Annotated in this window: 20 protein-coding genes; 7 read left to right on the forward strand and 13 right to left on the reverse strand. The window is 64.5% G+C overall.

Annotation, left to right across the window (positions count from 1 at the left end):
- Nucleotides 1–14: 14 nt before the first annotated feature.
- From FJ986_RS22630 to FJ986_RS22655, 5 genes are all read right to left on the reverse strand, one after another.
- Entirely contained in the window at nt 15–1,637 is a 1,623-nt protein-coding gene (locus tag FJ986_RS22630; RefSeq protein WP_140675728.1) for a dipeptide ABC transporter ATP-binding protein, read from the reverse strand.
- Entirely contained in the window at nt 1,634–2,503 is an 870-nt protein-coding gene (locus tag FJ986_RS22635) for an ABC transporter permease (protein WP_140675731.1), read from the reverse strand. Before FJ986_RS22635 ends, FJ986_RS22630 begins: the two co-directional genes overlap by 4 nt.
- Nucleotides 2,500–3,447, reverse strand: a complete 948-nt coding sequence (locus FJ986_RS22640; protein WP_140555073.1) for an ABC transporter permease — start codon at nt 3,445–3,447, stop codon at nt 2,500–2,502. Before FJ986_RS22640 ends, FJ986_RS22635 begins: the two co-directional genes overlap by 4 nt.
- A gap of 301 nt (nt 3,448–3,748) precedes the next feature.
- Nucleotides 3,749–5,227 carry an ABC transporter substrate-binding protein gene (locus FJ986_RS22650; RefSeq protein ID WP_140675734.1) on the reverse strand — a complete coding sequence of 493 codons (1,479 nt, stop codon included), beginning with the start codon at nt 5,225–5,227 and terminating at the stop codon, nt 3,749–3,751.
- 158 nt (nt 5,228–5,385) lie between these two features.
- A complete protein-coding gene (locus FJ986_RS22655; protein ID WP_140656537.1) occupies nt 5,386–6,660 on the reverse strand; it encodes an acetylornithine deacetylase/succinyl-diaminopimelate desuccinylase family protein in 1,275 nt (424 codons plus the stop codon).
- Nucleotides 6,661–6,877: 217 nt separating this feature from the next.
- On the opposite strand from FJ986_RS22655, the gene FJ986_RS22660 reads away from it, so the two are divergent.
- Nucleotides 6,878–7,306, forward strand: a complete 429-nt coding sequence (locus tag FJ986_RS22660) for a L,D-transpeptidase (RefSeq protein ID WP_140675737.1) — start codon at nt 6,878–6,880, stop codon at nt 7,304–7,306.
- Nucleotides 7,307–7,350: 44 nt separating this feature from the next.
- Here FJ986_RS22660 and FJ986_RS22665 read toward each other — a convergent pair whose 3' ends face one another.
- The 6 genes from FJ986_RS22665 to FJ986_RS22690 all read right to left on the reverse strand — a co-directional run bounded on the left by FJ986_RS22665 (nt 7,351) and on the right by FJ986_RS22690 (nt 13,046).
- Nucleotides 7,351–8,319 (reverse strand): lipid A biosynthesis lauroyl acyltransferase, encoded by a 969-nt coding sequence (locus FJ986_RS22665; RefSeq protein WP_224655883.1) that lies wholly within the window; start codon nt 8,317–8,319, stop codon nt 7,351–7,353.
- 12 nt (nt 8,320–8,331) lie between these two features.
- Nucleotides 8,332–9,360 carry a zinc-binding dehydrogenase gene (locus FJ986_RS22670; protein ID WP_140675739.1) on the reverse strand — a complete coding sequence of 343 codons (1,029 nt, stop codon included), beginning with the start codon at nt 9,358–9,360 and terminating at the stop codon, nt 8,332–8,334.
- 37 nt (nt 9,361–9,397) lie between these two features.
- On the reverse strand, nt 9,398–10,669 hold the full coding sequence (locus tag FJ986_RS22675; RefSeq protein ID WP_140495696.1) for a beta-ketoacyl-ACP synthase: 1,272 nt from the start codon (nt 10,667–10,669) through the stop codon (nt 9,398–9,400).
- 41 nt (nt 10,670–10,710) lie between these two features.
- Nucleotides 10,711–11,898, reverse strand: coding sequence for a beta-ketoacyl-ACP synthase (locus FJ986_RS22680; RefSeq protein WP_140670322.1), 1,188 nt, complete (start codon nt 11,896–11,898; stop codon nt 10,711–10,713).
- A gap of 17 nt (nt 11,899–11,915) precedes the next feature.
- Nucleotides 11,916–12,197: an acyl carrier protein gene (locus FJ986_RS22685; protein ID WP_010909964.1), complete on the reverse strand. Its 282-nt coding sequence runs from the start codon at nt 12,195–12,197 to the stop codon at nt 11,916–11,918.
- Nucleotides 12,198–12,497: 300 nt separating this feature from the next.
- Entirely contained in the window at nt 12,498–13,046 is a 549-nt protein-coding gene (locus FJ986_RS22690; protein ID WP_140579794.1) for a histidine phosphatase family protein, read from the reverse strand.
- Nucleotides 13,047–13,308: 262 nt separating this feature from the next.
- Between FJ986_RS22690 and FJ986_RS22695 the strand changes: the two genes are divergently transcribed.
- The 3 genes from FJ986_RS22695 (at nt 13,309) to FJ986_RS22705 (ending at nt 17,053) form a co-directional block, all read left to right on the forward strand.
- Nucleotides 13,309–14,259 (forward strand): AEC family transporter, encoded by a 951-nt coding sequence (locus FJ986_RS22695; RefSeq protein ID WP_140521072.1) that lies wholly within the window; start codon nt 13,309–13,311, stop codon nt 14,257–14,259.
- 228 nt (nt 14,260–14,487) lie between these two features.
- A complete protein-coding gene (locus FJ986_RS22700) occupies nt 14,488–15,945 on the forward strand; it encodes an NAD-dependent succinate-semialdehyde dehydrogenase (RefSeq protein WP_140517224.1) in 1,458 nt (485 codons plus the stop codon).
- Between the two features lie 85 nt (nt 15,946–16,030).
- Nucleotides 16,031–17,053: an aldose epimerase family protein gene (locus FJ986_RS22705; protein WP_140517222.1), complete on the forward strand. Its 1,023-nt coding sequence runs from the start codon at nt 16,031–16,033 to the stop codon at nt 17,051–17,053.
- Between the two features lie 3 nt (nt 17,054–17,056).
- On the opposite strand, the gene FJ986_RS22710 is transcribed toward FJ986_RS22705, so the two are convergent.
- Entirely contained in the window at nt 17,057–17,977 is a 921-nt protein-coding gene (locus FJ986_RS22710; RefSeq protein WP_140670324.1) for a sugar kinase, read from the reverse strand.
- Between the two features lie 151 nt (nt 17,978–18,128).
- On the opposite strand from FJ986_RS22710, the gene FJ986_RS22715 reads away from it, so the two are divergent.
- A complete protein-coding gene (locus FJ986_RS22715; RefSeq protein ID WP_140675742.1) occupies nt 18,129–18,578 on the forward strand; it encodes a FixH family protein in 450 nt (149 codons plus the stop codon).
- Nucleotides 18,579–18,585: 7 nt separating this feature from the next.
- Nucleotides 18,586–19,785: a cytochrome c peroxidase gene (locus FJ986_RS22720; protein WP_140517218.1), complete on the forward strand. Its 1,200-nt coding sequence runs from the start codon at nt 18,586–18,588 to the stop codon at nt 19,783–19,785.
- Nucleotide 19,786: 1 nt separating this feature from the next.
- Here FJ986_RS22720 and FJ986_RS22725 read toward each other — a convergent pair whose 3' ends face one another.
- A complete protein-coding gene (locus tag FJ986_RS22725; RefSeq protein WP_140495705.1) occupies nt 19,787–20,239 on the reverse strand; it encodes an Lrp/AsnC ligand binding domain-containing protein in 453 nt (150 codons plus the stop codon).
- 164 nt (nt 20,240–20,403) lie between these two features.
- On the opposite strand from FJ986_RS22725, the gene putA reads away from it, so the two are divergent.
- Nucleotides 20,404–24,015, forward strand: a complete 3,612-nt coding sequence (putA, locus tag FJ986_RS22730) for a bifunctional proline dehydrogenase/L-glutamate gamma-semialdehyde dehydrogenase PutA (RefSeq protein ID WP_140559646.1) — start codon at nt 20,404–20,406, stop codon at nt 24,013–24,015.
- The last annotated feature ends 12 nt before the right edge of the window (nt 24,016–24,027 follow it).

Raw genomic sequence — 24,027 nt, forward strand, 5'->3', positions numbered from 1 at the left:
CGCGAACCGATCGCTCACCCCTGCTCCTGCATACGGCGTGCAATTGCCCTGTGCAGGTCCGGCGCTGCGGCGACAAGCGCCTTGGCCGCCTCGGATTGCGGGTGATCCAGCACCTCGCTCGTCCGGCCACGCTCGACGATCTGGCCGTCATGCATGACCAGCACTTCGTCCGTTATGGCGCGGGCGACGGTGAGGTCGTGGGTGATGAAGAGATAGGCGATGCCGAGTTTCTGGTTGAGCTCGGCGAACAGGTCGAGGATCTGAGCGCGGATCGAAACATCGAGCGCCGAAACCGGCTCGTCGGCGACGACCAGTTTTGGGCGGGTGATGATGGCGCGGGCGATCGACAGGCGCTGGCGCTGGCCGCCGGAAAATTCGTGCGGATACTTTTCCATGTCGTGCTGGTCGAGGCCGACCTCGTGCAGCGCCTGCGCCACCATCTCGCGGCGCTCGGCGCGCCCCGGTTTCCTGTCCAGCACGTGCAGCGGCTCGGCGACCAGTTTCTCGACCTTCTGGCGCGGATCGAACGAGCCATAGGGGTCCTGGAACACCACCTGCATGTCGCGCCGCGCCGGCTTCAGGTCCGCCTCGCTCTTGCCGGTGAGGGGCTCGCCGCGAAAGCGGATGGTCCCCGAACTCGGCCGGTCCAGCGCCAGGATCATGCGCGCCAAGGTGGACTTGCCGCAGCCGGAGCGGCCGACCAGCGCCACCGATTGGCCCGGCGCCATCGACAGCGACACGCCGTCGACGGCGCGGATATCAGGCGCGCGCCGGAACAGCGAGGTGCGCCGGCCTGGATAGTCGCGCGTCACGCCCTCCACCTCGAGCAAGGGCCGGGCTGCCGAGGCGCCATGCGGCCGGGCGCGGGCCGGCACGTGCATCGAGGCCAGCGCCAACTGGCGGGTATAGGGGTGGAGCTGTTCAGAGAGCGTGCGGGCCGTATCGCCGGCTTCCATGACTTCGCCCCGACGAAGAATGGTGATGCGATCCGCCATCTCGGTGACCACGGCGAGGTCATGCGAGATCAGGAGCAGGCCCATGCCGCTCTCCGCGACAAGGTCGCGCAAGAGGGTGAGGATTTGCGCCTGCAGCACCACGTCGAGCGCCGTGGTCGGCTCGTCGGCGATCAGCAGCTTCGGCTTCAGCGCGCAGGCCATGGCAATGACGACGCGCTGGCGCTGGCCGCCGGACAGTTCGTGCGGATAGCGCGACAGCGGGAATTTTGCCGACGGCAAGCCAACCCGGTCGAGCGTTTTTCGCGCCCGCTCTTCCGCCTCGGCGCGGCTCGCCTTGGCATGCCAGCGTATACCTTCGGCGACCTGCTCGCCGATGGTCTTGAGCGGGTTCAGCGCGGTCATCGGCTCCTGGAACACCATGCCGATATCGTCGCCGCGCAGGGCGCACATCTGATCCTCGCTTGCCGCGAGGATGTCGATGCCGTCGAAGGTGATGCGCCCGCTGGCACGCGCGGCATATGGCAAGAGCCGCATGACGCTCAGAGCCGTCATCGATTTGCCGGAGCCGGATTCGCCGACCAGCCCCATTACCTCGCCGGGCGCGATGGAGAACTCGATGCTCCGGAGGATCGGCGTGTCGCCGATCGCCAGCGACAGATTGTCGATTTCCAGCAGGCTCATCGTTGCCGCCGCGATTTCGGATCGAGGATGTCGGCGATGCCGTCGCCCAAAAGGTTCAGCCCAAGCACGGTGATCACGATCGCCATGCCGGGAAAGATCGCCATCCAGGGCGCCACCACCATGCGGGTCTGGGCGTCGAACAGCATGCGGCCCCAGCTCGGCATTGGCGGTTGGGCGCCAAGGCCCAGATAGGAAAGCCCGGCCTCGGCCAATATGCCGAGCGCGAACTGGATAGTGCCTTGCACCAGGAGCAAGGTGGCGATGTTGGGCAGCACATGTTCGATGGTGATCAGCGCCTTGCCCTTGCCCGCGGCGCGGGCGGCGAGGATGAATTCGCGCGGCCAGATCGCCAAGGCGCCGGCGCGGGCGACGCGAGCAAAGACAGGGATGTTGAAGATGCCGATGGCGATGATGGCATTAACGGCGCCGGGGCCGAAGATGGCGGTGATCATGATGGCCGACAAAAGCGCAGGGAAGGCGAAGACCAGATCGTTGACGCGCATCAGCGCCTCGTCGACGAGGCCGCCGCGCGCCGCGGCGAAAGCACCGAGCGGCACGCCGATGCCCATGCCGATGCCGACCGCGACCAGCGCTACCGCGATCGAATTGCGGGCGCCGACCATGATCATCGACAGGATGTCGCGGCCGAAATGGTCGGTGCCGAACCAGTGCGCCCAGGACGGCGCCAGCGTCTTGTCGGATATCACCAGCCGGGTCACGTCATAGGGCGTCCAGAGATAGGAGAGGATCGCCACCGCCGCCACGAACAACGTGCCGGCGAAGCCGGCAAGAAACGAGCGGTTGCCGAACGCGTTGACGAGGATGCCGCCCAGCGTCTCTTCGGGGATGTCCGGATGCAACATCATTGCCGGCTTCGGAGGCGCGGATCGACGACGGCATAAGAGAGGTCGACGACGAGGTTGACGGCGATGACCGCGGCGACCAGCAGCATGACGACGCTTTCCACGACGATCAGGTCGCGCTGGGTGATCGCCTGGAACACCAGCCGGCCGAGGCCGGGCAGGTAGAAGACGTTCTCGATGATGATGGTGCCGGCGAGCAGGAAGGCGAATTGCAGGCCCAGAATGGTCAGCACCGGGATCATGGCGTTGCGCAGTGCGTGCCGCCACAGGACCGCGCGATAGGGCAGGCCCTTGGCGCGGGCGGTGCGGATATAGTCCTCGTTCAGCACCTCGATCAGTGCCGAACGGGTGACGCGTGCCAGGATCGCGGCCTGCGGCAATGCGAGCGCCACAGCCGGCAGCAGCAGTGATTTCAGCGCCGGCCAGGCACCGGCCCCCCAACCGGGAAAGCCGCCGGCCGGAACCAGCCGCAGCCAGACCGCGAAGAGATAGATCAGCATCAGCGCGAACCAGAAATTGGGAATGGCGACGCCGAGCTGCGCGGCGCCCATCGCCGCTGTGTCACCCATCCGCCCGCGATGGTTCGCTGAAAACAGGCCGACCGGGATGGCGATGAGGGTGGATAGGGCGAGCGCGATCAGCGCCAGCGGCAGCGAGACGACGAGACGCTCGCGCACGAGGTCGATGACCGGCACCGAATAGGTGTAGGAGCGGCCGAAATCCAGGCAGAGCAGGCCGCCGGCCCAGTGCAGGTAGCGCCAGGGCAGGGGCGCGTCGAGGCCCATCTGGTTGCGCAGCAGCTCGACCTGGTCGGCGCTGGCATTCATGCCCAGCATCAGCCGCGCCGGGTCGCCGGGCAGGATCTCCAGCACCGCGAAGACGACCATGGAGGCCAGCGCCAACGTGGCGGCGGCGATCGCGAGACGCCTGAGGAGGTAGGCGGTCATCGCTTGATCGGCCAACAGTCGAAATCGGCGCTGCCCCTCATCTGCCTGCCGGCATCTTCTCCCCGTATAGAGACGGGGAGAAGGACGCCTTCGCAAAGGATTTCGCCAATCTTCAGCGTTGCAGAAAGGGTGCCGAGGTTGCGGCCAGCCCCCTTCTCCCCGTCACTATACGGGGAGAAGTGCCCGGCAGGGCGATGAGGGGCGGCGCAAACCTGAAGCGATCGTCCTGCGGCTCGGGTCAGGCAGCCCGGCAGGGCAGAGGGGGGTGAGGAGCGCAAGCGTCGCCTCTTGGCCAACGGCTTCACTCGTTCCACTTCACCTTGGTGAGATCATTGGCCTGGATCGGCGCGTTTTCCCACAGGCCCTGCAGCTTGGCGTCCCAGACGCCGACCTTGGGCAGTTCGTAGAGGAAGCCGACCACGGCGTCGTCGGCCAAGATCTTCTGTGCCTGCCCCAGCAATTCCTTGCGCTTGGCTTCGTCGGAGGTGACGTCCAGATCGGCGATCACCTTGTCGAAGGCCGGATTGTCGTAGTTGAAGTAATAATCCTTACGCGCATAGATACCGATGTCGTTGGGCTCGGTATGGGAGACGATGGTCAGGTCGTAGTCCTTCTGGGTGAACACCTGGTCCAGCCACTGCGCCCATTCGACCGGAATGATCTCGAGGTTGATGCCGACGTCACGGAGCTGCGAGGCAATGATCTCGCCGCCGAGCCTGGCATAGGTGGGCGGCGGAAGCTTCAGCGTCGCCTTGAAACCGTTCTCCAGGCCTGCTTCCTTCAAGAGTTCCTTGGCCTTGGCGACATCGTGCGGATAGCGGCCGGTGAGGTCGACGTAGTCCTTGTTGGCCGGCGACATATGCGAGCCGATCGGCAGGCCGAGGCCGGCCGAGGCACCGTCGATGATCGCCTTGCGATCGAGCGCGTAGGAGATCGCCTGCCTGACCAGCAATTTGTCGAAGGGCGGCTTCTTGTTGTTGATCGACAGGATGGTTTCGCCTTCGGTCGAACCGATCACCACCTTGAAACGCGGATCGTCCTTGACCTGCGCGAGACTGTCGGGATCGAAGAATGGGAACGCCTGGATATCGCCGGAAAGCAATGCCGGTACGCTAGCAGCGGCATCGGGCACGATGCGGAACTCGACTTTGTCGAGGTAAGCCGGCGTGCCCCAATAGCTGTCGGATTTCACCAGCGTGATCGAGGATCCCTTGGCCCAGCTCTGGAATTTGAACGGGCCGGTCCCGACCGGCTTTTCCTTGTTGGCGTCAGCGGATTTCGGCGAGACGATGACAGCATCGCCCCAGCCCATATTGTAGAGGAAGGATCCCTGCCGGTTCTTCAACGTCACCTTGACCGTTGCCGGGTCGACCACGTCGACCATATCGATGGCTGCGAACAGGGCTTTTTGCGCATTGACCGAATTGTCGGCGCGGGCGCGGTCGAGCGAGAATTTCACGTCGTCGGCGCTGAAGCCGGCGCCATCGTGGAATTTCACGCCGGTGTGCAGCTTGAAGGTGTAGGTCTTGCCGTCGTCGGAGATGGTCCAGCTTTCAGCCAAATCCGGCAGGACCTCGCCATTTGGCCCGATGCGGGTCAAGCCTTCGAACACGTTGGCGTAGAGAACCTCGTCGATTGCCGCGGCCGCGCCGGCGGTCGGATCGAGATGTGGCGGTTCGAGCGGGATGCCGATGACCAGATCGGTTCGCGCCGCCAGCGCGGGAGTGCCGACGGCCAGCGCCAGGACGGCCGCGGCCAGGATGGTTTTCCACAATTTCATCGTGCTACTCCCCGTGTGGTCAAACATGCGCTCAAACCGGGCGAATAGAAGCGTGATTTCGCACGGGAGTAAATTGCGTTTCGTGCCGCGCGGCGGCGTAGCCGGGAATGTTTTTCTCCGGACGGCCGCGTCGACCGTTGGCTCTTGCCCGTGCGGCGCTATCGGGCGCCGCGCAGCAGCACGTTGAGCCCGAACGCCATCACCTTGGCCGATTCCACCATATCCGAGATGCCGACCCATTCGTCAGGCCGGTGGGCGAGATCGAGAATGCCCGGGCCATAGGCGATGCAATCATAGACATGGCCGATGCGGGCAATGTGCTTCTGGTCGTAGGTGCCCGGTGAAATGACGTAGTCGGGCTCGCGATCGAAGATCGCGTGGACGCCTTGCGCGATTGCCTTGACGACCGGAGCGTCGCGTTCGGTCATCAGCGGCAGCACCTCCATCAGGTCACGGATCTCGTAGTCGAACTTTTGCCGATCGCGCTTCAGCCGCTCGAGAATGCCGATCACCTCGCCCTTGACCGTGGCGAGATCCTCTTCGAGCAGGAAGCGGCGGTCGATGGTCAGCCGGCAGGAATCGGGCACGTTGGGCGAGGGCAGGCCGGGCCGGAAATCCTCGGTCTGGCCGCCATGGATGGAGTTGATGTTCATGGTCGAACGCTTCGCCCCTTCGGGCACGACCGGCATGCGCGTCATCTTGCGGTCGAGCGCGGGGAACAATTCGTCCTCGAAGGCCTGCAGCACGGCGCCCATATGGCGCACCGCATTGTCGCCGAGGAACGGCATCGAGCCATGCGCGATTTCGCCCTTGGTCTCGATCTCGGCCCACCAGACGCCGCGATGGCCAAGGCAGATGCGGTCCTTGTTCAACGGTTCGGGAATGATGACGTGGTCGACCCTGGGTTTCGAGAAATAGCCGAGCCTCGCCAGATGCGCGACACCGCCGAAGCCGCCAGATTCCTCGTCGACCGTGCCTGATATCTCGATAGCACCGGGAAAATCGGGAAATACCTCCATGAAGGCTTCGGCCGCGATGATCGAGGAAGCCAGGCCGCCCTTCATGTCGCAGGCGCCGCGGCCGTAGACCTTGCCGTCCCTGACGATGCCGGCGAAGGGATCGACGGTCCAGCCGTCGCCGGCCTCGACGACATCGATATGCGAGTTGAAATGGACGCAGGCGCCAGGCGAGCGCCCATCGAAGCGAGCGACGACGTTGACGCGCGGGTAGCGGTCGGTGTCGCCGGGCGTGCCCTCGGCACGGATGAACTCGGTCTGAAAGCCGCTCTTCTTCAGCCGCGCGGCAAGAAATTCGGCGCATGGCCGGTACGCTTCGCCGGGCGGGTTGATGGTGGGAAAGCGGATCAGCTCGGCGGTCAGCGCGACGAGATCGTCACGCCGGTCATCGATCGCTTGGAAGAGTCGCTCGTTCATGGCCCGAGTTGAGCAGCGATCGGCGTCGTTTTGCAAGTCCGCTGGCAATTAGGCCGTTGCGGCGTGTCGTTACGGCAACTCTTGCGGGAATTCGTTCAAATTCGCTGCTTTGGATTGGCGAATTGGTCAAGGGTATATGTTATGCCGTTCACCTGTCATTAAAGAGATGAAAAACGACGTGAAGGCAGGCAAGGGGCAATCAAAGGGGTTTGATCGCATGAAAAAGACAGTTCTCATGGCAGCAGCACTTGTCACGATGCTGTTGGGTGCTTCGGTGCAGAGCTGGGCAGCCAGCCTCATTGCAAATATAGACGTGTCGTCGCAGACGATGACGGTCAGGTACGGCCAGGACGTTTACCGGTGGAGCGTGTCCACGGCTCGGTCCGGCTACTTCACGCCACGCGGCACCTACCGGCCGCAGCGAACGGCCCGGATGTGGTATTCGCGCAAATACGACATGTCGCCGATGCCTTATTCCGTGTTCTTCCACGGCGGCTATGCCATCCACGGAACGGGCGCGGTGAGGCAGCTCGGCCGACCGGCGTCGCATGGCTGCGTGCGGCTGCATACGGCCAATGCGGCGGCTTTCTACTCGATGGTGCGAGAAGTCGGCTTCGGCAACACGCGCATCGTCGTGAGGAACTGACTGCTAAGCCGGCTTGTGCCGGAGGCGCATCGGACGGCTCCAGACTACGCGCTTCGGGTCTTTGCCTTGCGTCGCTTGCGGCTGATGTCCCATCTCTTGTGGAACCACATCCACTGGCCGGGATCCTCGCGCACCCAGCGCTCGACCACGTCGTTGAGAAGCTGGGTGGTGGCGCGCACGTCGACACTGCCATCGGCGGTGCGGGGCAATGTCAGCTTCTCTTCTATCTCGAGCCTGAAGCGATTGCCCGGCAGCCTGACGCAGCGCGCCGGGTAGACGTCGCAATCATAATGACGGGCAAGTGTGCCGAGCACGCGATTGCTCTGGCAGGGGCGGCCGAAGAATGTCGTTTCCAGGCCGCCCGTGAACTTCTGGTCGACGAGGACCCCGATATTGCCGCCGTTTTCCAATACCGAGGCGAGCGCGAACGAAGCGCCCGCCATCGAGGGCAGCAACGATCCCATGGTCGCGCGGCGCGTCGAGAGGATGTAGTCAGCCAGGTACGGATTGTTGGGCGGGCGAAACAGCGCGGTGATATTCATGCCGAAAGTAGCCGCCGCCACCGGCAGCAATTCAAAATTGCCGAGATGTCCGGTGAAGACGATGTGCGGCTTCTTTTCGGCCGCGATCTCGACGAAATGGTCTACTCCCCTGACCTCGACACGGCCGGGACTGGTGGCGGCTGGATCGTAGTCGAACAAGGCGTCGAGAAAGATGTATTCGGCGGCCAGACGCGCCATGTTGCCCCACATGTCGGAGGCGATGACCTGGATCTCGGCTTCGCTCTTGTGCGGATAGGCCTTGCGCAGATTGTCGACGGCCACATTATGGCGTCCGACCCATGGACCGATGCGGCGGGCGACGCGGTCGGCGAAATTCAGCGCGCTGTCGGGCGGCAGCAGGCGCAGCACCGAGATGATGATCATCGCAATGCGCGCGACCAGCCAGTGCTCGAACCGGCGCAATTGCCGGCCGTAGCGGAACATCAGGTCGCGGCGAAGCTTCTTCAACACAGAAGTCAGGGCCTAGACGACGCGTAGGATGATCTTGCCAAAGACGTCGCGGCCTTCCATGCGCTTCAGCGCGGCGTCGATGTCGTCGAAGCCGACTTCGGTATCGATGACGGGTGCGACCTGTCCCGCCGCCATCTTCTGCATGGCGTTGGCCATGTTCTCCATGCGGCAGCCGAAGGAGCCGAACAGCTTCAACTGCTGCTGGAAGAGCTGCATCAGATTGACCTGCGCCGACACGCCGGACGTCGAGCCGCAGGTGACGAGCCGGCCACCGCGCTTCAGGCACAGCATCGAGCCGGCAAAAGTGTCGGCGCCGACATGTTCGAAGACGACGTCGACGCCCTTCTTCTTGGTCAGCTTGCGCACGACGCCCTCGAACCGGTCGTCACGGTAGTTGATGACATGATCGGCGCCGAGCGCCTTGGCCTTGTCTATCTTGTCGCTCGAGCCGACCGTGGTGATGACCGTGCAGCCCATCCGCTTCGCCAGCTGGATGGCGGCCGAGCCGATGCCGGATCCGCCGGCGTGGACAAGGATCGTCTCGCCGGGCTCGAGCCTGGCATTGTCGAAGAGCATGTGTTCGACGGTGCCGAAAGTGACGGGGGCGACAGCCGCGCCGATCTCGCTCACGCCTGGAGGGACGGGGACCAGCAGGCGCGCCGGCAGGTTGATCTTCTCCTGCGCGAAGCCGTCGAGGTGGAAGCCATGAACGCCCGAGACGTGTTCGCAAAGATTGTCGCGGCCTTCGCGGCAGGCACGGCAAAGGCCGCAGGTGCGCGCGCCGTAGATCGAGACCAACTGTCCCGGTAGCAGGCCGGAAACGCCGGGACCGACGGTCTCGACCTCGCCGGAGGCTTCCGCGCCGACGACCAGCGGCAGCTTGCGCTTGGCGAAAGCCATGCCGCGCCAGCCCCAGACGTCAATGTGGTTCAGCGCCACTGCCTTGATGCGCAGCGTCACCTCGCCGAGCGCGGGCGGCGGCGGGGGCGGCAGGTCCACCGTTTCAAGACGGCGGTCCTCGATAAGTTGCAGTGCGCGCATGGAGCCTGTCGGTTCTGTTCTAGCGGAAGTGGCTCGCTTAGACCGGTTCCCGCGCCATGACAAGGCAAGTGTTCTGGCCGCCAAAGCCGAAGGAGTTCGAAAGCACGGTGCCAACCTGCGCATTGCGCTTCTTGTTGGGCACGACATCGAGCACGATCGCCGGATCGGGATTGTCGTAGTTGATGGTCGGCGGAATGACGCCTTCGCGCATGGTCATGAGAGAAAACGCCGCTTCCACCGCGCCGGCGGCGGACAGCGTATGGCCGATCATGGACTTGTTGGACGAGATCGGCATCGAGCCGATCCGCTCGCCGAACACCGTCGACAGCGACAGGTGCTCCATCTTGTCATTTTCCGGCGTCGAGGTGCCATGCGCGTTGACATAGTCGATCTCGTCCTCGCCCAGGCCGGCATCGGCGAGGGCGGCGCGCACCGCCGCGATGGCCGGCGAACCATCCGGCTTGGAGCGGGTGCGGTGGAAATCGTCCGCCTTTTCGCCGCAGCCGCGCAGAATGCCCAGAACGCTTGCTCCACGGGCGAGCGCTGCCTCCAGCGATTCCAGCACCAGAGCGCCGGAACCTTCGGCCAGCACGAAGCCGTCGCGGTCCTTGGAGAAGGGCTTGGAAGCCTTTTCCGGGATGTCGTTGTGGGTCGAAAGCGCCGACAGCAGCGAAAAACGGATCAGCGCCTCGGCGGTCGCCGAGCCGTCCGCGCCGATCGACAGCGCCCGGTCGCATTCGCCTCTGCGGATTGCCTCGACCCCAAGCTGGATGGCCGTTGCACCGGAGGCGCAAGCGGTCGACAGCGTGATCGGCAGGCCGCGCGTGCCGAAACGGTCGGCGAGCCGGTCGGCGATCGACCCGAACTGCGTGGTCTCGAATGTATCGAGCTCCTTCAAGCCGCGCGCTACCCGAAGCAGCCTTTCGGCACCGGCGTCGTGCTTGTCGGAATTATAGAGCGCGAACCGCTCATGCCAGTCGAGTTCGACCGGCGGCGAGGCCAGAAACAGCGGTCCGCCGAAGTCGCTGGAATTGAGGCCGGCTTCGGCAACAGCTTCCTGCGCGGCGGTCTCCGCCAGTTCGTAGGTGAGGGGACTGGCGCCCTTCGAGCTCGACGCAAGGAAATCGACCATGCCGGAAATGCGGGTGTTGAGGTGGTCGACAGGGAAGCGGGTGATCGGGTGGATGCCCGATCTGCCCGAGGTCAGCGCCGTCCAGTTGTCTGATTTGCCGGCTCCAAGGGAAGTAACCACGCCGATGCCTGTGACGGCAACGATCGGCCTGCCCATGTGATCTCTGAGATTGGCCATCCGGAAGCCCTAACCTTTATCGTTGTATGTGGCTGGCCGCTCTATGCGGCGTTGACCAGCGCCATGCCCTCGAATTGGTGGTAGCCGATCGCCGTTGCAAGGACGCTTCTTGGAATGCCTTCGAACGGTTTCTCGGCAGCGGCATCGAAAACGGGATAAGCGGCCTTGCGGTCGACGGCGAGCGCCGCCAGCGCCACGGCGAAGGGAAACTGCGCTTCCTTCATGTGGCCGGTCAGCGTCGCGAAGCCGCGCACCGCGATCGCGGGATTGGCGTCGAATGCCGACTTCTCGGCGGCGGTAGCCGCGTGAGCGCCTGAGGCGCCAGACAGGGAAAGCAAGCCGCCAGTCGGCACGGCGGTCTTCTTGAGCAGCGCGGCGATCTCGGAATCGAGCTCGCCCTGCCGCCGCCTGGCACGGCCGGAGACGACCGGGCCGAGCTCGGCATAGATCTTGCGCCCCCGGCTTGCCGCGTGTTCGCGCTGCTCCAGCACCAGGAAAGCGCCGCCGGATCCCGACACCACGCCGCCACCTTCGGCGCCTTGCCGCTGCCAGACGGGCTTCCAGGCGCCGCGATGCAGGTAGCCGGCAAGCTCATAGCCGAGCAACATATCGGAATGTTCGGTCTGAAAGGCGCCGCCCACCAGTATATGCGTCGACTGGCCGGAACGAATGCGCGCGGCAGCCGTCTCGACGGCGGCTACGCCGGCGCCTTCCTCGCCCATGAAGGTCCTGGACGATCCCGTCACCTTGTGGACGATGGAGATGTTGCCGGCGAGCAGATTGGAAAGCTGTGCCAGGAACAGGGTGGGGCGCAGTTCGGTGGTGAGCTTCTCGTTGAGCAGCACGTCACGGTCGTTGCGGCTTTCCGAGGCGGCCAGGATGGCGGCATCGACCGCTTCGTCGCGCTCGCCGCCGCCGGCGGCCACGACCATGTCCATGGTCGTGCAGAGCTCGTCATTGCCCTTGATGCCGGCATCGTCCAGCGCAAGACCCGCGGCATAGGTGCCGAGCCTCTGCCAGGTTTCCATCTGGCGCTGGTCGCCGCGCTTGGCGATCTGCAGGTTCCAGTCGATCTCCGGCAGCGGATGGACGGTGTAGGGCGCGAAACGCTCGGCTTCGAGCACCGGCTTCTGATCCGGCTGAGTGAGCTTGCGCCAGTGTTCATCGGGGCCTTCTCCCAACGAGGAGACAAGGCCAATGCCGGTGATGACGACGTCGCGGGGGCTCATGGATGATCGGGTACGGATCAGGCGGTCTTGGCGGCGACCAGTGCGTCGATCTTGGCGCACAGGTTCTTCATGACAAAGTAATCGTCCGTCGAAGCCTTGCCGTCATTGACTTCTTGGGTCCACTTTTCCAGCGGCACCTTGATACCGAATTCCTTGTCGATGGCGAAGACGATGTCGAGGAAATCGAGGCTGTCGATGCCGAGATCGTCGATCGTGTGGCTCTCGGGCGTGATGGTGTCGATGTCGATCTCGCTGGTGTCGGCAATGATCTTGGCGACTTTGTCGAACGTGGTGGACAAGGGCTTTTCCTTCGGTTGCGGGCGGAATCTGTCCGCATCTTGTTTGGGCGCTGTCTAATCGGTTTTTCCCGGCAGGAAAAGGCCTGATACGCCGGGCGCAGATGGGTAGCGTGCCCAAGAAACGCAAGACGGGCCGCCGGTCAACCCGGCGGCCCCTCCATGGCTGGCGACCGCGGATGATGTTGGCCTCATCGTCGCGGCCCTAGCGCGGCATCTTTTTTGGGTGGTATTTTGGCAACATTACCTCTGTCGCAAGTCCTCATCGCGTGGCTGCTCGCGGATGCGCCGGTCGGCCCCGATTTAGAACGTAACCCGGCCGAGCACACGCAGACCCTCGCCCTGCGGCTCGACGACAACGGCTTCGCCCTCGCGCGGCGAGACGCCGGTCAACGCAGCGATATTTTCCAGATGAGTGACCATGACCAGGTTGTCAGAGCCGGAATAGGCGCGGATTTCCTTCATGATCGCGGCGATCTGGGCCGCCTTTTGCGCCGCGTCGCCCTTCAGCAGGTCGAGCGGCGCGAAAGGCTCCGGCTCGGTCTCGAAGGCGATGCGCGCGGTGTCGAGGCAGCGGCAATAGCGGCTGGACAGCACGCGCTCGATCGGCGCGGCGCGGGCGGCAAGCAAGGCGCCGATCTTGCTCGACTGCTGCTTGCCGCGTGCGGACAGATTGACCTGGGTGGCGCAGCTGTCGATATCAAAATTGGCGGGATCGGTGGTGCCGGTGACCATGGCATGGCGCAAAAGCACGACATGGCCGCCATCGCGCAGCAGCGCCCAGCCGGCATCCGTCGCATGCGCTGCAGCCGGAACGCCAAACAGGAACAACGCCAAGGCAAATCGGATCATCGTAATCCTTCCAGAAGCCGGGCACCGGCCACCCGCATATAGGGATCGGAAAGCAGGTACAAAGACAAGCGAAAGGCCTGCGGTCTCCGCGGTCTCACTTCTCCTTCGTCATCCGCTGCTTCACCAGATCGGTCTTCCGGTCGTGAGCGGGATGGGAAACGTCCAGCCGCCTTCGGCGATGCCCGCTTGGCAGAACAAATTCGGGGTCGAAGAAATTCGGGCGCGATTGCACCGCGACCTTGGCTCGCCTATCCCTGGAAAAATGTCTCCGCTTACCGAAACCGTCCTTTTCGTCTTCAGCCTCGTGGCGCTCGGCTACCTCGCCGGGTTCACCGGTTATATGAAGCCGGCGAGCGGCGAGGGGATATCCGATTTTGCGGTCAGCGTTGCGATGCCGCTGCTGTTGTTCCAGACGATGGTGAATGCCGATTTCCACGGGGTGGCACCGTGGTCGCTATGGGGGGCCTATTTCGCGGCGGTGGCAATCACCTGGGCCGCCGGCCATGTCGTTACCACGCGGATATTCGGACGCGACGCACGCGCGGGTGTCGTCGGCGGGGTGTCGTCGGCCTATTCCAATGTTGTCCTGCTCGGCGCGCCGTTCATTCTCGGCATATTCGGGCGGGATGGATTCGAGGTGCTGTCGCTCCTGGTTTCCGTGCATCTGCCTGTCATGATGATGGCTTCGATCGTGCTGTTCGAGATGTTCGGCCGCGGCGGCGGCGAGCATGTGCACCCCGTGCGCGTCGTCCGCAATTTCCTGAGGCGGCTGTTCATCAATCCGCTGATCATCGGCATTCTTTTGGGTCTCGCATGGCGCTTCAGCGGCATCCCGCTGCCCGAACTGGTCATGCGGCTGGTGGACGCGCTGGCCGGCACCGCCGGGCCGGTGGCGCTGTTCGCCATGGGGCTCAGCCTGCGCCGCTTCGGCATATCAGGCAATGTCCGCCCGGCGCTGGCGCTATCAACGCTGAAGCTGTTCCTGATGCCGGCGCTGGTTCTGATCTTCGTCTGGTTGCTCGGCCTGCCGCCCTTGACCGCCAAGGTAGCGGTCGTGGTGGCGGCGCTGCCATCCGGCATCAATTCCTATCTCATTGCCGTGCAGTTCAACACAGGCCAGGCGCTGGCGTCGAACCAGATGACCATCGCGACCGCGAGCGCGGTCGTCACCACTGCTTTCTGGCTGGCGGTGAGCGTGCACGTGTTCGGCTGACATGAATAAGACCGGGGTCTGAGCCGCTCGGCGTGAATCCGGTTTGACGCGATGTCTCAGCGGTGAAATCAAACCTCGGCTCTCGCCTTGCACTGGCATAACCCCTATATGCCATCTTGCGATTGCTTGCGGGGCTTTCCCTAGGTTAAGAGCAATGGCCCCAGCGCACGGTGCGCTAATCGAAGACATCCAGATAGCGGCCCGTGAGCGCCGAACGGAGGCTAGACCATGCTTCAGAAAACCAGCCATTTCATGCGCCAGGCCAATCTTATTAACGGCGAATGGGTGCAGGCCGACAGCGGCCAGACGGTCGACGTCACCAATCCGGCAACCGGCCTCAAGATCGGCACCGTGCCGAAAGCGGGCAAGGTCGAGACCCGCCGCGCCATCGAAGCCGCCGACGAAGCTTTCAAGACCTGGCGCAAGACGACCGCGCTCGAGCGCTCGAAGCTGCTGCGCAAGCTGCACGATGCCATGATGGACAATCAGGACGTTCTGGCGGAGCTCCTGACCATTGAACAGGGCAAGTCGCTGTTCGAATCGAAGGGCGAGATCGGCTCGGCCGCCTCCTACATCCTGTGGTTCGCCGAGGAGGGCCGCCGCACCTATGGTGATGTCGTGCCGTCGCCGTGGGCGGACCGCCGCATCCTGGTGACCAAGGAACCGGTCGGCGTCATCGCCGCCATCACGCCGTGGAATTTCCCGTCCTCGATGCTGGCCCGCAAGCTCGGCCCGGCACTCGCCGCGGGTTGCACCGCCGTGGTCAAGCCCGCCTCGCAGACGCCTTACTCCGGTCTCGCCTGGGGCGCGCTGGCCGAGGAAGTCGGCTTCCCCAAGGGCGTAATCAACATCCTGACCGGTGCGGCCGGCGAAATCGGCGATGAGATCTGCGCCAATCCGCTGGTCAAGAAGATCACTTTTACCGGCTCGACCGAGGTCGGCAAGATCCTGATCCAGAAGTCGTCCGTCACCGTGAAGAAGGTGTCGATGGAGCTCGGCGGCAATGCGCCGTTCATCGTCTTCGACGACGCCGACATCGACCGCGCCGTCGCCGGTGCGATCACGGCCAAGTACCGCAATTCGGGCCAGACCTGCGTCTGTACGAACCGCTTCCTTGTCCAGGCCGGCGTCTATGACCGGTTCGTCGAGAAGCTGGCTGCCGCCAGCGACAAGCTGAAGGTCGGCTCCGGCCTGGAGGAGGGCGTGCAGCAGGGGCCGCTGATCGACGAGAAGGCGGTCGAGAAGGTCGAGGAACTGATCGCCGATGCGACTTCGAAGGGCGGCAAGGTCGTCGCCGGCGGCAAGCGCCATGCGCTCGGCGGCTCGTTCTTCCAGCCGACCGTCATCGCCGATGCGACGCCCAAGATGCGCTTCATGAAGGAAGAGATATTCGGGCCGGTGGCGCCCGTCTTCAGGTTCGAGACCGAGGAAGAAGCGATTGCGCTTGCCAATGACACCGAATTCGGCCTCGCCTGCTATTTCTACACCGGCGATCTCGGCCGCGCCTTCCGCGTCATGGAAGGGCTGAAATATGGCATGGTCGGCGTCAATGAAGGCCTGATCACCACGCCGGAAGCACCGTTCGGCGGCGTCAAGGAGTCCGGGCTCGGCAAGGAAGGCGGACATCAGGGTATCGAGGATTACCTCGACACCAAATATGTCTGCATCGGCGGCCTCGGCCTCTGATAGACTGTCGCCGGGACAGGCAGGCCTATGATCTGCCTGCCCCGGCTACGAAACGGGCCGTCTGGATCAACTGACGTTTGCGGGCATGGCAATGAAGGACGGCGAGGTTTTCGGCACCACCCAGGCGGGCGACCCGATTCGCCGCTTCACCATCAGAGGCGGCGGACTTAGCGCCAATATCCTTGGGCTCGGCGCGATCATCCAGGACCTGCGCCTGGCCGGCCACGATGCGCCTCTCGTGCTCGGCTATGATAATCTATCATCCTATGAAACCGACACGGCTTTCTTCGGCGCGGTCGTCGGCCGCTATGCCAACCGCATCCGCGACGGCCGTTTCACCATCGCCGGCAAGCGCTACCAGACCGAGCGCAATTTTCTCGACAAGCACACGCTGCATGGAGGCTCGCAAGGCTTTTTCCATCGGCCGTGGACGGTTTCGCTGCACGGGCGGGACTTCGTCACGCTGACGCTGCACGATCCCGACGGCACGATGGGCTTTCCCGGCGCACTCGACGTCACCTGCACCTACCGGCTGAAGATCCCCGGCACGCTCAGCGTCGAGATATCAGCCACATGCGAGGAGCCGACGCTGTGCAATCTCACGCAGCATTCCTACTTCAATCTCGATGATGGCGGGACGGGCGACATCCTCGATCACCGGATGATGCTCAATGCCGGCGCCTATCTGCCGGTGGATGGCGAGATGATTCCAACGGGCACGGTGAAGCCTGTCGACGGCACGCCTTTCGATTTCCGCCAGGCACGGCCGCTGCGCATGGAGATCGAGGGCGAGCAGCTTGCCTATGACCAGAACTTCTGCCTCGCTTCGGCGCGCGGGCCGCTCAAGCAGGCGGCGTGGGTGCAAGGCGCGAGCTCCGGCGTCGAGATGGAACTGTGGACCACGGAGCCCGGCGTCCAGCTCTATACCGGCCAGTATGTGACGCCGCGCACGGGGCTGGAAGGGCGAAACCACAAAGCTTTCTGCGGTTTCTGCCTGGAGCCGCAAATATGGCCGGACGCGCCGAACCGGCCGTATTTCCCGCAGGCGACGCTGTGGCCGGGTGCGATCTACCATCACGTGACGGAATATCGGTTCCGGCTGCCCTGACCCTCAATCCGTTTCGAATGCCGCACGCAACGTCTCGAATGGCGCCAATGCGCCGCGAACCTGCACCACGCTGGCCGCGACACGGTGCGCGCGCTTTGTAGCCTCCGCAGGGGTGTGTCCGGCGAGACGCGCGGCGAGATAGCCGCCGTTGAAGGAATCGCCCGCGCCCGTGGTGTCGACGGGCGTGGCCACATGGATCGCCTGAACGTCCCGCAGCATCCCGTTCTCGACGATCAGCGCCGGCTGTTCCCCGTTCTTGACCACGACTTCGCCGACCAGTTGCCCGAGCCGCCCAGCCGTTGCCTGTGGCGCTTCATCGCCGAACAGCATCTGCTCGTCCGGGAAAGTCGGCAATGCGATGTCGGTGACGGCGAGCGCCTCCAGGATCGCGGCTTGCGCCTCCTCGCGATCGCGCCACAGCCGTGGCCGGTAGTTGGGATCGAAGGCGATCAGCGACCCCGCGGATCGCGCCTCGGCCACGGCCGATAGCAACGTGGCGCGCGCAGCGGAGTCCAGAATTCCCAAAGTGATTCCGGAAAAGTAGACAAGCGCCTGCTTTTCAAGGCTTTTTGCCAACGCAGCCGGATTGGAGGCAAGCTGCCTGGCAGCCGCATCGCCGCGCCAATAGGTGAAGGAGCGTTCCGCGCCGGTCAGCGTGATGGCATAGAGGCCGGGCCGCGCCCCCGGGATAACAGGGCTTTCGCCAATGCCGATGCCATTGTCCGCGAAGAAGCCGATCTGGTCTTGCGAGAAAGGATCGTCTCCGAAAGCCGAGACGTAGGTCGCTGGCCTTCCACTCAGCGCATGCAGGGCCCACAGCGTGTTGAACGTATCGCCGGCAAATCCCATGCGCCAGTTCGAACCTGTTTGGCCCGAAAGCTCGATCATGCATTCGCCGATCGAGGCGACACCTTTGCCGATCATGATCCATCCCCTGTTACGATGCTGCTGTAGCTTTTTGGAGAGTAGAGCGCCATGCTTGGCAAGGGCGGTTTTTTCCGTCACCTGCGATTCCAACAGGTTTGGCGGGATGCGATCGGTGCGGCAAAACGTTATCCCCTGAAGAGGAACCGGCTTGGCTTCGATATGGCGTTATCTTTTGGCGGGTCTTGGTCTGGCAGCCTTGCTGGCTGGCATCCTGGCAGTGGTCTATCTGACCGCACCGCGAACCGCGCAGGTTGCCGGCCCGGATATCTCCCGAACCAAAAAGACCGAGAACGGATTGTTCATGGCGAGCTTCGCGCCGGAACGCGGCGTCGTCCGTCAAGGCGAACTGGAAGCCTGGCTGTTGACGTTGAAGACGATAGCCGGGACGCCGGTGGAAGGGGCCGCGATCGCGGTATCGGGAGGCATGCCGCAGCACCGCCACGGCCTGCCGACCAGCCCGCAAGCGACGGACTATCTCGGCGACGGGCGCTATCGCATCGAAGGCGTGAAATTCACCATGAGCGGCTGGTGGCAGCTGCATTTTGTCATCTCCGCGACGGCTGGGTCGGATACGGTCGTCTTCAACGTCGTGCTGTGAGCCGCAGATGAGGCGTCTTGCGCGCTTTTTCGTCTTGATGGCGATGGCCGTCCTTGCCGGCTGCGGCAAGCCGGACTTTTCCGATGCCGAGAAGAAGACCATCGCCTCGCTGGCGCTGTCGAGGCTGCCGGCGCTGAAACCCGACACCACCAACCGGTTCGCCGATGTCCCGGCCGCCGCTGCCCTTGGCTCGACGCTGTTCTTCGACGCCAGCATGAGCCGCGACGGCACGGTGTCCTGCTCGACCTGCCACAAGATCGACAGGCAGTTTCAGGACGGCCTGCCGCAGGCGGTTGGCGTCGGCCGCACGAACCGGCGTACCATGCCGCTCGCCGGCATCGCGCGCGATCCCTGGTTTTTCTGGGACGGACGGCGCGACAGCCTGTGGGCGCAGGCGCTGACGCCGCTGGAGAACCCCCTGGAGCAGGCGGGAAACCGCGCCGCCTATGCGCATTACATCAAGGCGCGCTTCGGCGACCGCTATGAGCGCATCTTCGGTCCGCTGCCCGATCTGTCCGACATACCAGCCAATGCCAGTCCGCTCGGCAGCGATGCCGAGAAGGCTGCATGGCGCGCCATGAGCGACCAGCAGCGTGACGCGATAAACGGGGTGTTCGCCAACATCGGCAAAGCAATCGCTGCCTTCGAACGCTCGATCGAGCCGCCGCAGGCCCGCTTCGACCGGTTCGCGCTGGACCTGGCGACCGGCGCCGAGCCGAAAGGCGACGCCGCCTTCTCCCGGGAGGAAATCCTCGGCCTGAAACTGTTCATCGGCAAGGCCAATTGCGTGACCTGCCACAATGGGCCGCGCTTCACCGACAATGGGTTCCACAACACCGGCGTGCCGCCGGTCAACGGGCTGCCGCCGGATCGCGGCCGCGTCGACGCGGTACGCCAAGTTCAAGCCGACCCGTTCAACTGCTTCGGCGCCTATCGCGATGGCGATGTCGGCGCCTGCGGCGAATTGCGGTTCATGGTCAAGGATGCGCCGGAATTGGTGCGCGCCTACAAGACGCCTTCGCTTCGCGGCGCGGCGACGCGGCCGCCCTACATGCACGCCGGTCAGTTTGCGTCGCTCGACGAGGTGGTGGCGCATTATGCCAAGGCTGCCCCCAGTGTGGAGGGGACATCCGAAATTCATCCGCTGGCGCTGTCGGACCGCGAGCGCGCGGCGCTGGTGGCGTTTTTGAAGACCTTGGCGGAGTGAATTATCGATCCTTCACAGTCTCCATCGCCACGAAGGTCGAGGTCTGGGCGACATGGGGCAAGGCGGAGATGCGTTCACCGAGCACGCGGCGGTAGGCGGCGATGTCCCGGGTCCGCACCTTCAAGAGGTAGTCGAAGCTCGACGCCATCATGTGGCACTGCTCGATCTCGGGCACGGCCTGTACGGCACGGTTGAAGGCATCGAGTGCGGCCGAACGGGTGTCGGACAGTTTCACCTGGACGAAGGCGACATGGCCTTCGCCCATGCGCTCGCGGTCGATAATCGCCTGGTAGCCCCTGATATAGCCGTCCTTCTCCAGCCGCTTCACCCGCGCCTGCACCGGCGTCTTGGACAGGCCGACCTTGGCGGCGAGCTCCGACATGGAAAGCCTGCCGGCGCTTGCCAGCGCCGACAGGATGTTCCTGTCGATGCGGTCCAATTGGTCTTCCCTCATCGAAAATGCAGCCTTCTTCGGGTAGTTTGCGGTGATATGATAGATCGATCGAACTGCAATGTCGATTTCTTCAGACCGCCTGAAAATCGGGACTTGTGCTAGCTTGCGCCATTCGGTCCGGTGACCGCCGGCCCGCTCCCTTGTGCTTGCCCGTAGGACCCGCCATGCCAGCGCTCGACGCCATCCGCCAGCAAATCCGCGCCAACTATCTGCCCGACGAGGATCAGGCCGTGAAGGCGCTGGCCGAGGCGAGCGGCCTCTCGGCGGAGGACCGCCGGGCGATCTCGGCTCATGCCGCCGATCTGGTGCGGGCGGTGCGCGGCTCGTCCGATCCGCGGCTGATGGAGGTTTTCCTGTCCGCCTATGGCCTCTCCACCAAGGAAGGCGTGGCCCTGATGTGCCTGGCCGAGGCGCTGCTGCGCGTGCCCGATACCGAGACCATGGACGACCTCATCGCCGACAAGATCGCGCCGCACGACTGGTCGGCGCATTCGGGCGGCTCGAGCTCCATCTTCGTCAACGCCTCGACCTGGGCGCTGATGCTGACCGGCCGCGTGCTCGACGAAGGCGAGGGCGGCATCGAAGGCACGCTGCGCGCCATGGTGCGCAGGCTCGGCGAGCCCGTCATCCGCAAGGCGGTGGCGGCGGCGATGCGCGAGATGGGCGAGCAGTTCGTGCTCGGCCGCACCATCGCCGAAGCCGTGAAGCGCGGCCGGCCGATGACGCAGAAGGGTTATCTCTATTCCTTCGACATGCTGGGCGAGGCGGCCCGCACCGAGGCCGATGCGCTGCGCTACCACAAGGCCTATGCAGACGCCATCTCGTCACTCGATGCCGGTTCAAACGGGCCTGATATCCGCCACAACCACGGCATCTCGGTGAAGCTCTCGGCGCTGCATCCGCGCTACGAGGAAGCGCAGAAGGAAGAGATGCTGCCTGTCATGGCCGAGCGGCTCCTTTCGCTGGCGCTCGCGGCGCGCCATTCGCGCATGGGCCTCAATATCGATGCCGAGGAGGCCGATCGCCTCGACCTCTCGCTCGACGTCATCGAGCGCGTGCTTGCCGAGCCGGAGCTTGCAGGCTGGAACGGCTTTGGCGTCGTCGTCCAGGCCTATGGTCCGCGCGCTGCCTTCGTCATCGACTGGCTCTATGCGCTTGCCACGAAATGCGATCGCACCATCATGGTGCGGCTGGTCAAGGGTGCCTATTGGGATACCGAGATCAAGCGGGCGCAGACGCTGGGGCTCGCCGGCTACCCCGTCTTCACCCGCAAGGTCAACACCGACGTTTCTTATCTCGCTTGCGCGAGAAAGCTTTTGTCGATGACCGATCGCATCTATCCGCAATTCGCCACCCACAATGCCCACACTGTCGCCGCCATCCTGTCGATGACGAAGAACCGTGAGAGCTTCGAGTTCCAGCGCCTGCACGGGATGGGCGAGGCGTTGCACGAGACGGTGCGCAAGGCCGAAGGCACGCGCTGCCGCATCTACGCGCCTGTCGGCGCGCATTCCGACCTGCTCGCCTATCTGGTGCGCCGGCTGCTGGAGAACGGCGCCAATTCATCTTTCGTCCACCAGCTTACCGACGAGGATGTCGAGCCCGAAGACATCGCGCGCGACCCGCTAGAAGCGGTCGAGAGCCAAGGCCCCGCCGCCAATCCCGCGATCCCCCGGCCTGCCGTCATCTTCGGTGCAAGCCGCCGCAACTCGAAAGGGTTCGACATCACCGATCCGGTGACGTTGGCAGCGATCGACAAGGAGAGGACAGCCTTCGCGGGCCCTAACCGCTGGCACGCCAAGCCGATCACGCGCGCGGCCGGCTATGGCGAGCAACGCCCGGTCGTCAATCCCGCCAGGCCTTCGGAAGTGGTGGGCATGGTCAGCGAAGCCACCGCCAAGCAGGCGGCAACCGCCGTGCGCATCGCCGTCGAAGCGCAGCCAGCCTGGGCAAAGCGTCCGGTTGCCGAGCGCGCGGCCATCCTCAATCGCGCCGCCGATCTCTACGAGGCCAATGCCGTCGAATTCTTCGCGCTGGCCACCCGCGAGGCCGGCAAATCGCTGGCCGACGGCGTCGCCGAAGTGCGCGAAGCGGTGGATTTCCTGCGCTATTACGCGGCCGAGGCGGCCAATGCCGAAGCGGGCACCGAGGCGCGCGGCGTCATTGTCTGCATCTCGCCGTGGAATTTCCCCCTCGCCATCTTCACCGGCCAGATCGCCGCAGCGCTCGTCACCGGCAATTCGGTAATTGCAAAGCCCGCCGAACAGACGCCGCTGATCGCTTTCCGAGCCGTCGAAATGCTGCGCGAGGCCGGCGTGCCGGAAGACGTCATCCAGCTTCTGCCGGGCGATGGCCCCTCGGTCGGCGGGCCACTGACATCAGATCCGCGCATTGCCGGCGTCTGCTTCACCGGCTCGACCGAGGTCGCCAAGCTGATCGAGAAGCAACTGGCCGAGACAGCCGCGCCCGATGCCATGCTGATCGCCGAGACGGGCGGGCTGAATGCCATGATCGTCGATTCCACCGCGCTGCCTGAGCAGGCGGTGCGCGATATCCTCGCCTCCGCCTTCCAGAGTGCGGGCCAGCGCTGTTCGGCGCTGCGCGTCCTCTATGTGCAGAAGGATGTCGAGAAGAAGATGCTGGAGATGCTGAAGGGCGCCATGGAGGCGCTCAAGGTCGGCGATCCCTGGGCTATCTCGACGGATGTCGGTCCCGTCATCGACGACGAGGCGCAGGGTTCGATCCGCGATTACTGCACGACGATGGGTTTGCAGGGACGGCTGATCGCCAAGCTCGAAGCACCCAGGGATGGCCGCTTCGTCGCGCCGCATGTGTTTCGGGTCAAGGGTATCGAGGAGATGGAGCGCGAAGTGTTCGGGCCGGTGCTCCATGTCGCCAGTTTCGACGCCGATGAGATTGACGCGGTGATCGCCGCCATCAACCGCAAGGGCTACGGCCTGACGTTCGGTCTGCACACCCGCATCGAGGGTCGCGTGCAGCATTTCGTCGACGGGATCCATGCCGGCAACATCTATGTCAACCGCAACCAGATCGGCGCGGTCGTCGGCTCGCAGCCATTCGGCGGCGAGGGGCTGTCCGGGACCGGGCCCAAAGCCGGCGGACCGCATTATCTCCGGCGCTTTCGCAAGGGACCGGAGGCAGGCACGCCTGTTGGCGACGGCCACAAGGTGACGGCGACCGAACTCGCCGACAATCTGCCCGATCCCGCGCTTGGCGGCTGGTCGACGCGGCCGGACCGCATCGCCATCCTGCGCAAGCATTTGCGCGGCAAAGGTGCCGCGGCGATCGGTGCCGCCGCCGCAATCGATTTCGGCCAGGTCGACCTGCCCGGGCCGACCGGCGAGGCCAATACACTGTCATTGGCGCCGCGCGGCCGGGTGCTGTGCTTGGGACCGGACGGCGACACGCTGTTTGCGCAGACGATCCAGGCGCTCGCCGCCGGCAATGCGGTGCTGGCGGTGGCGCCAGGCGCGCCGGCGGCGCTTTCGGCGCTGACCGGCAAGGGCCTGCCGCTGGCGGCGATCGACGGCCGCCCCGATCCGGTTGAGGCGCGTTCGTTACGCGTCGACGTCGTCGCCTTCTCGGGGACGCCGGAGGCGGCGCGCATCGTGCGCAAAATGATCGCCGAACGCTCAGGGCCGATCGTGCCGCTGGTCAGCGAGGTGCTCAATCCGGCGGCTTACGCGCATGAGCGGGCCGTTTGCGTCGACACGACCGCCGCGGGCGGCAATGCCAGCCTGCTTGCGGCGGCGTGAGGACCCTTATCC

This window comes from Mesorhizobium sp. B1-1-1 (assembly GCF_006442955.1).
Classification (GTDB): Bacteria; Pseudomonadota; Alphaproteobacteria; order Rhizobiales; family Rhizobiaceae; genus Mesorhizobium.

Coding starts and splice junctions, on each gene's coding strand:
- FJ986_RS22635 (WP_140675731.1), bottom strand. CDS start 2,503: ATGATGTTGCATCCGGACATCCCCGAAGAGACGCTGGGCGGCATCCTC.
- FJ986_RS22680 (WP_140670322.1), bottom strand. CDS start 11,898: ATGAGCCCCCGCGACGTCGTCATCACCGGCATTGGCCTTGTCTCCTCG.
- FJ986_RS22705 (WP_140517222.1), top strand. CDS start 16,031: ATGGCAATGAAGGACGGCGAGGTTTTCGGCACCACCCAGGCGGGCGAC.
- FJ986_RS22725 (WP_140495705.1), bottom strand. CDS start 20,239: ATGAGGGAAGACCAATTGGACCGCATCGACAGGAACATCCTGTCGGCG.
- FJ986_RS22690 (WP_140579794.1), bottom strand. CDS start 13,046: ATGATCCGATTTGCCTTGGCGTTGTTCCTGTTTGGCGTTCCGGCTGCA.
- FJ986_RS22660 (WP_140675737.1), top strand. CDS start 6,878: ATGAAAAAGACAGTTCTCATGGCAGCAGCACTTGTCACGATGCTGTTG.
- FJ986_RS22630 (WP_140675728.1), bottom strand. CDS start 1,637: ATGAGCCTGCTGGAAATCGACAATCTGTCGCTGGCGATCGGCGACACG.
- FJ986_RS22650 (WP_140675734.1), bottom strand. CDS start 5,227: ATGAAATTGTGGAAAACCATCCTGGCCGCGGCCGTCCTGGCGCTGGCC.
- FJ986_RS22675 (WP_140495696.1), bottom strand. CDS start 10,669: ATGGCCAATCTCAGAGATCACATGGGCAGGCCGATCGTTGCCGTCACA.
- FJ986_RS22720 (WP_140517218.1), top strand. CDS start 18,586: ATGAGGCGTCTTGCGCGCTTTTTCGTCTTGATGGCGATGGCCGTCCTT.
- FJ986_RS22700 (WP_140517224.1), top strand. CDS start 14,488: ATGCTTCAGAAAACCAGCCATTTCATGCGCCAGGCCAATCTTATTAAC.
- FJ986_RS22655 (WP_140656537.1), bottom strand. CDS start 6,660: ATGAACGAGCGACTCTTCCAAGCGATCGATGACCGGCGTGACGATCTC.
- FJ986_RS22695 (WP_140521072.1), top strand. CDS start 13,309: ATGTCTCCGCTTACCGAAACCGTCCTTTTCGTCTTCAGCCTCGTGGCG.
- FJ986_RS22640 (WP_140555073.1), bottom strand. CDS start 3,447: ATGACCGCCTACCTCCTCAGGCGTCTCGCGATCGCCGCCGCCACGTTG.
- putA (WP_140559646.1), top strand. CDS start 20,404: ATGCCAGCGCTCGACGCCATCCGCCAGCAAATCCGCGCCAACTATCTG.
- FJ986_RS22710 (WP_140670324.1), bottom strand. CDS start 17,977: ATGATCGGCAAAGGTGTCGCCTCGATCGGCGAATGCATGATCGAGCTT.
- FJ986_RS22670 (WP_140675739.1), bottom strand. CDS start 9,360: ATGCGCGCACTGCAACTTATCGAGGACCGCCGTCTTGAAACGGTGGAC.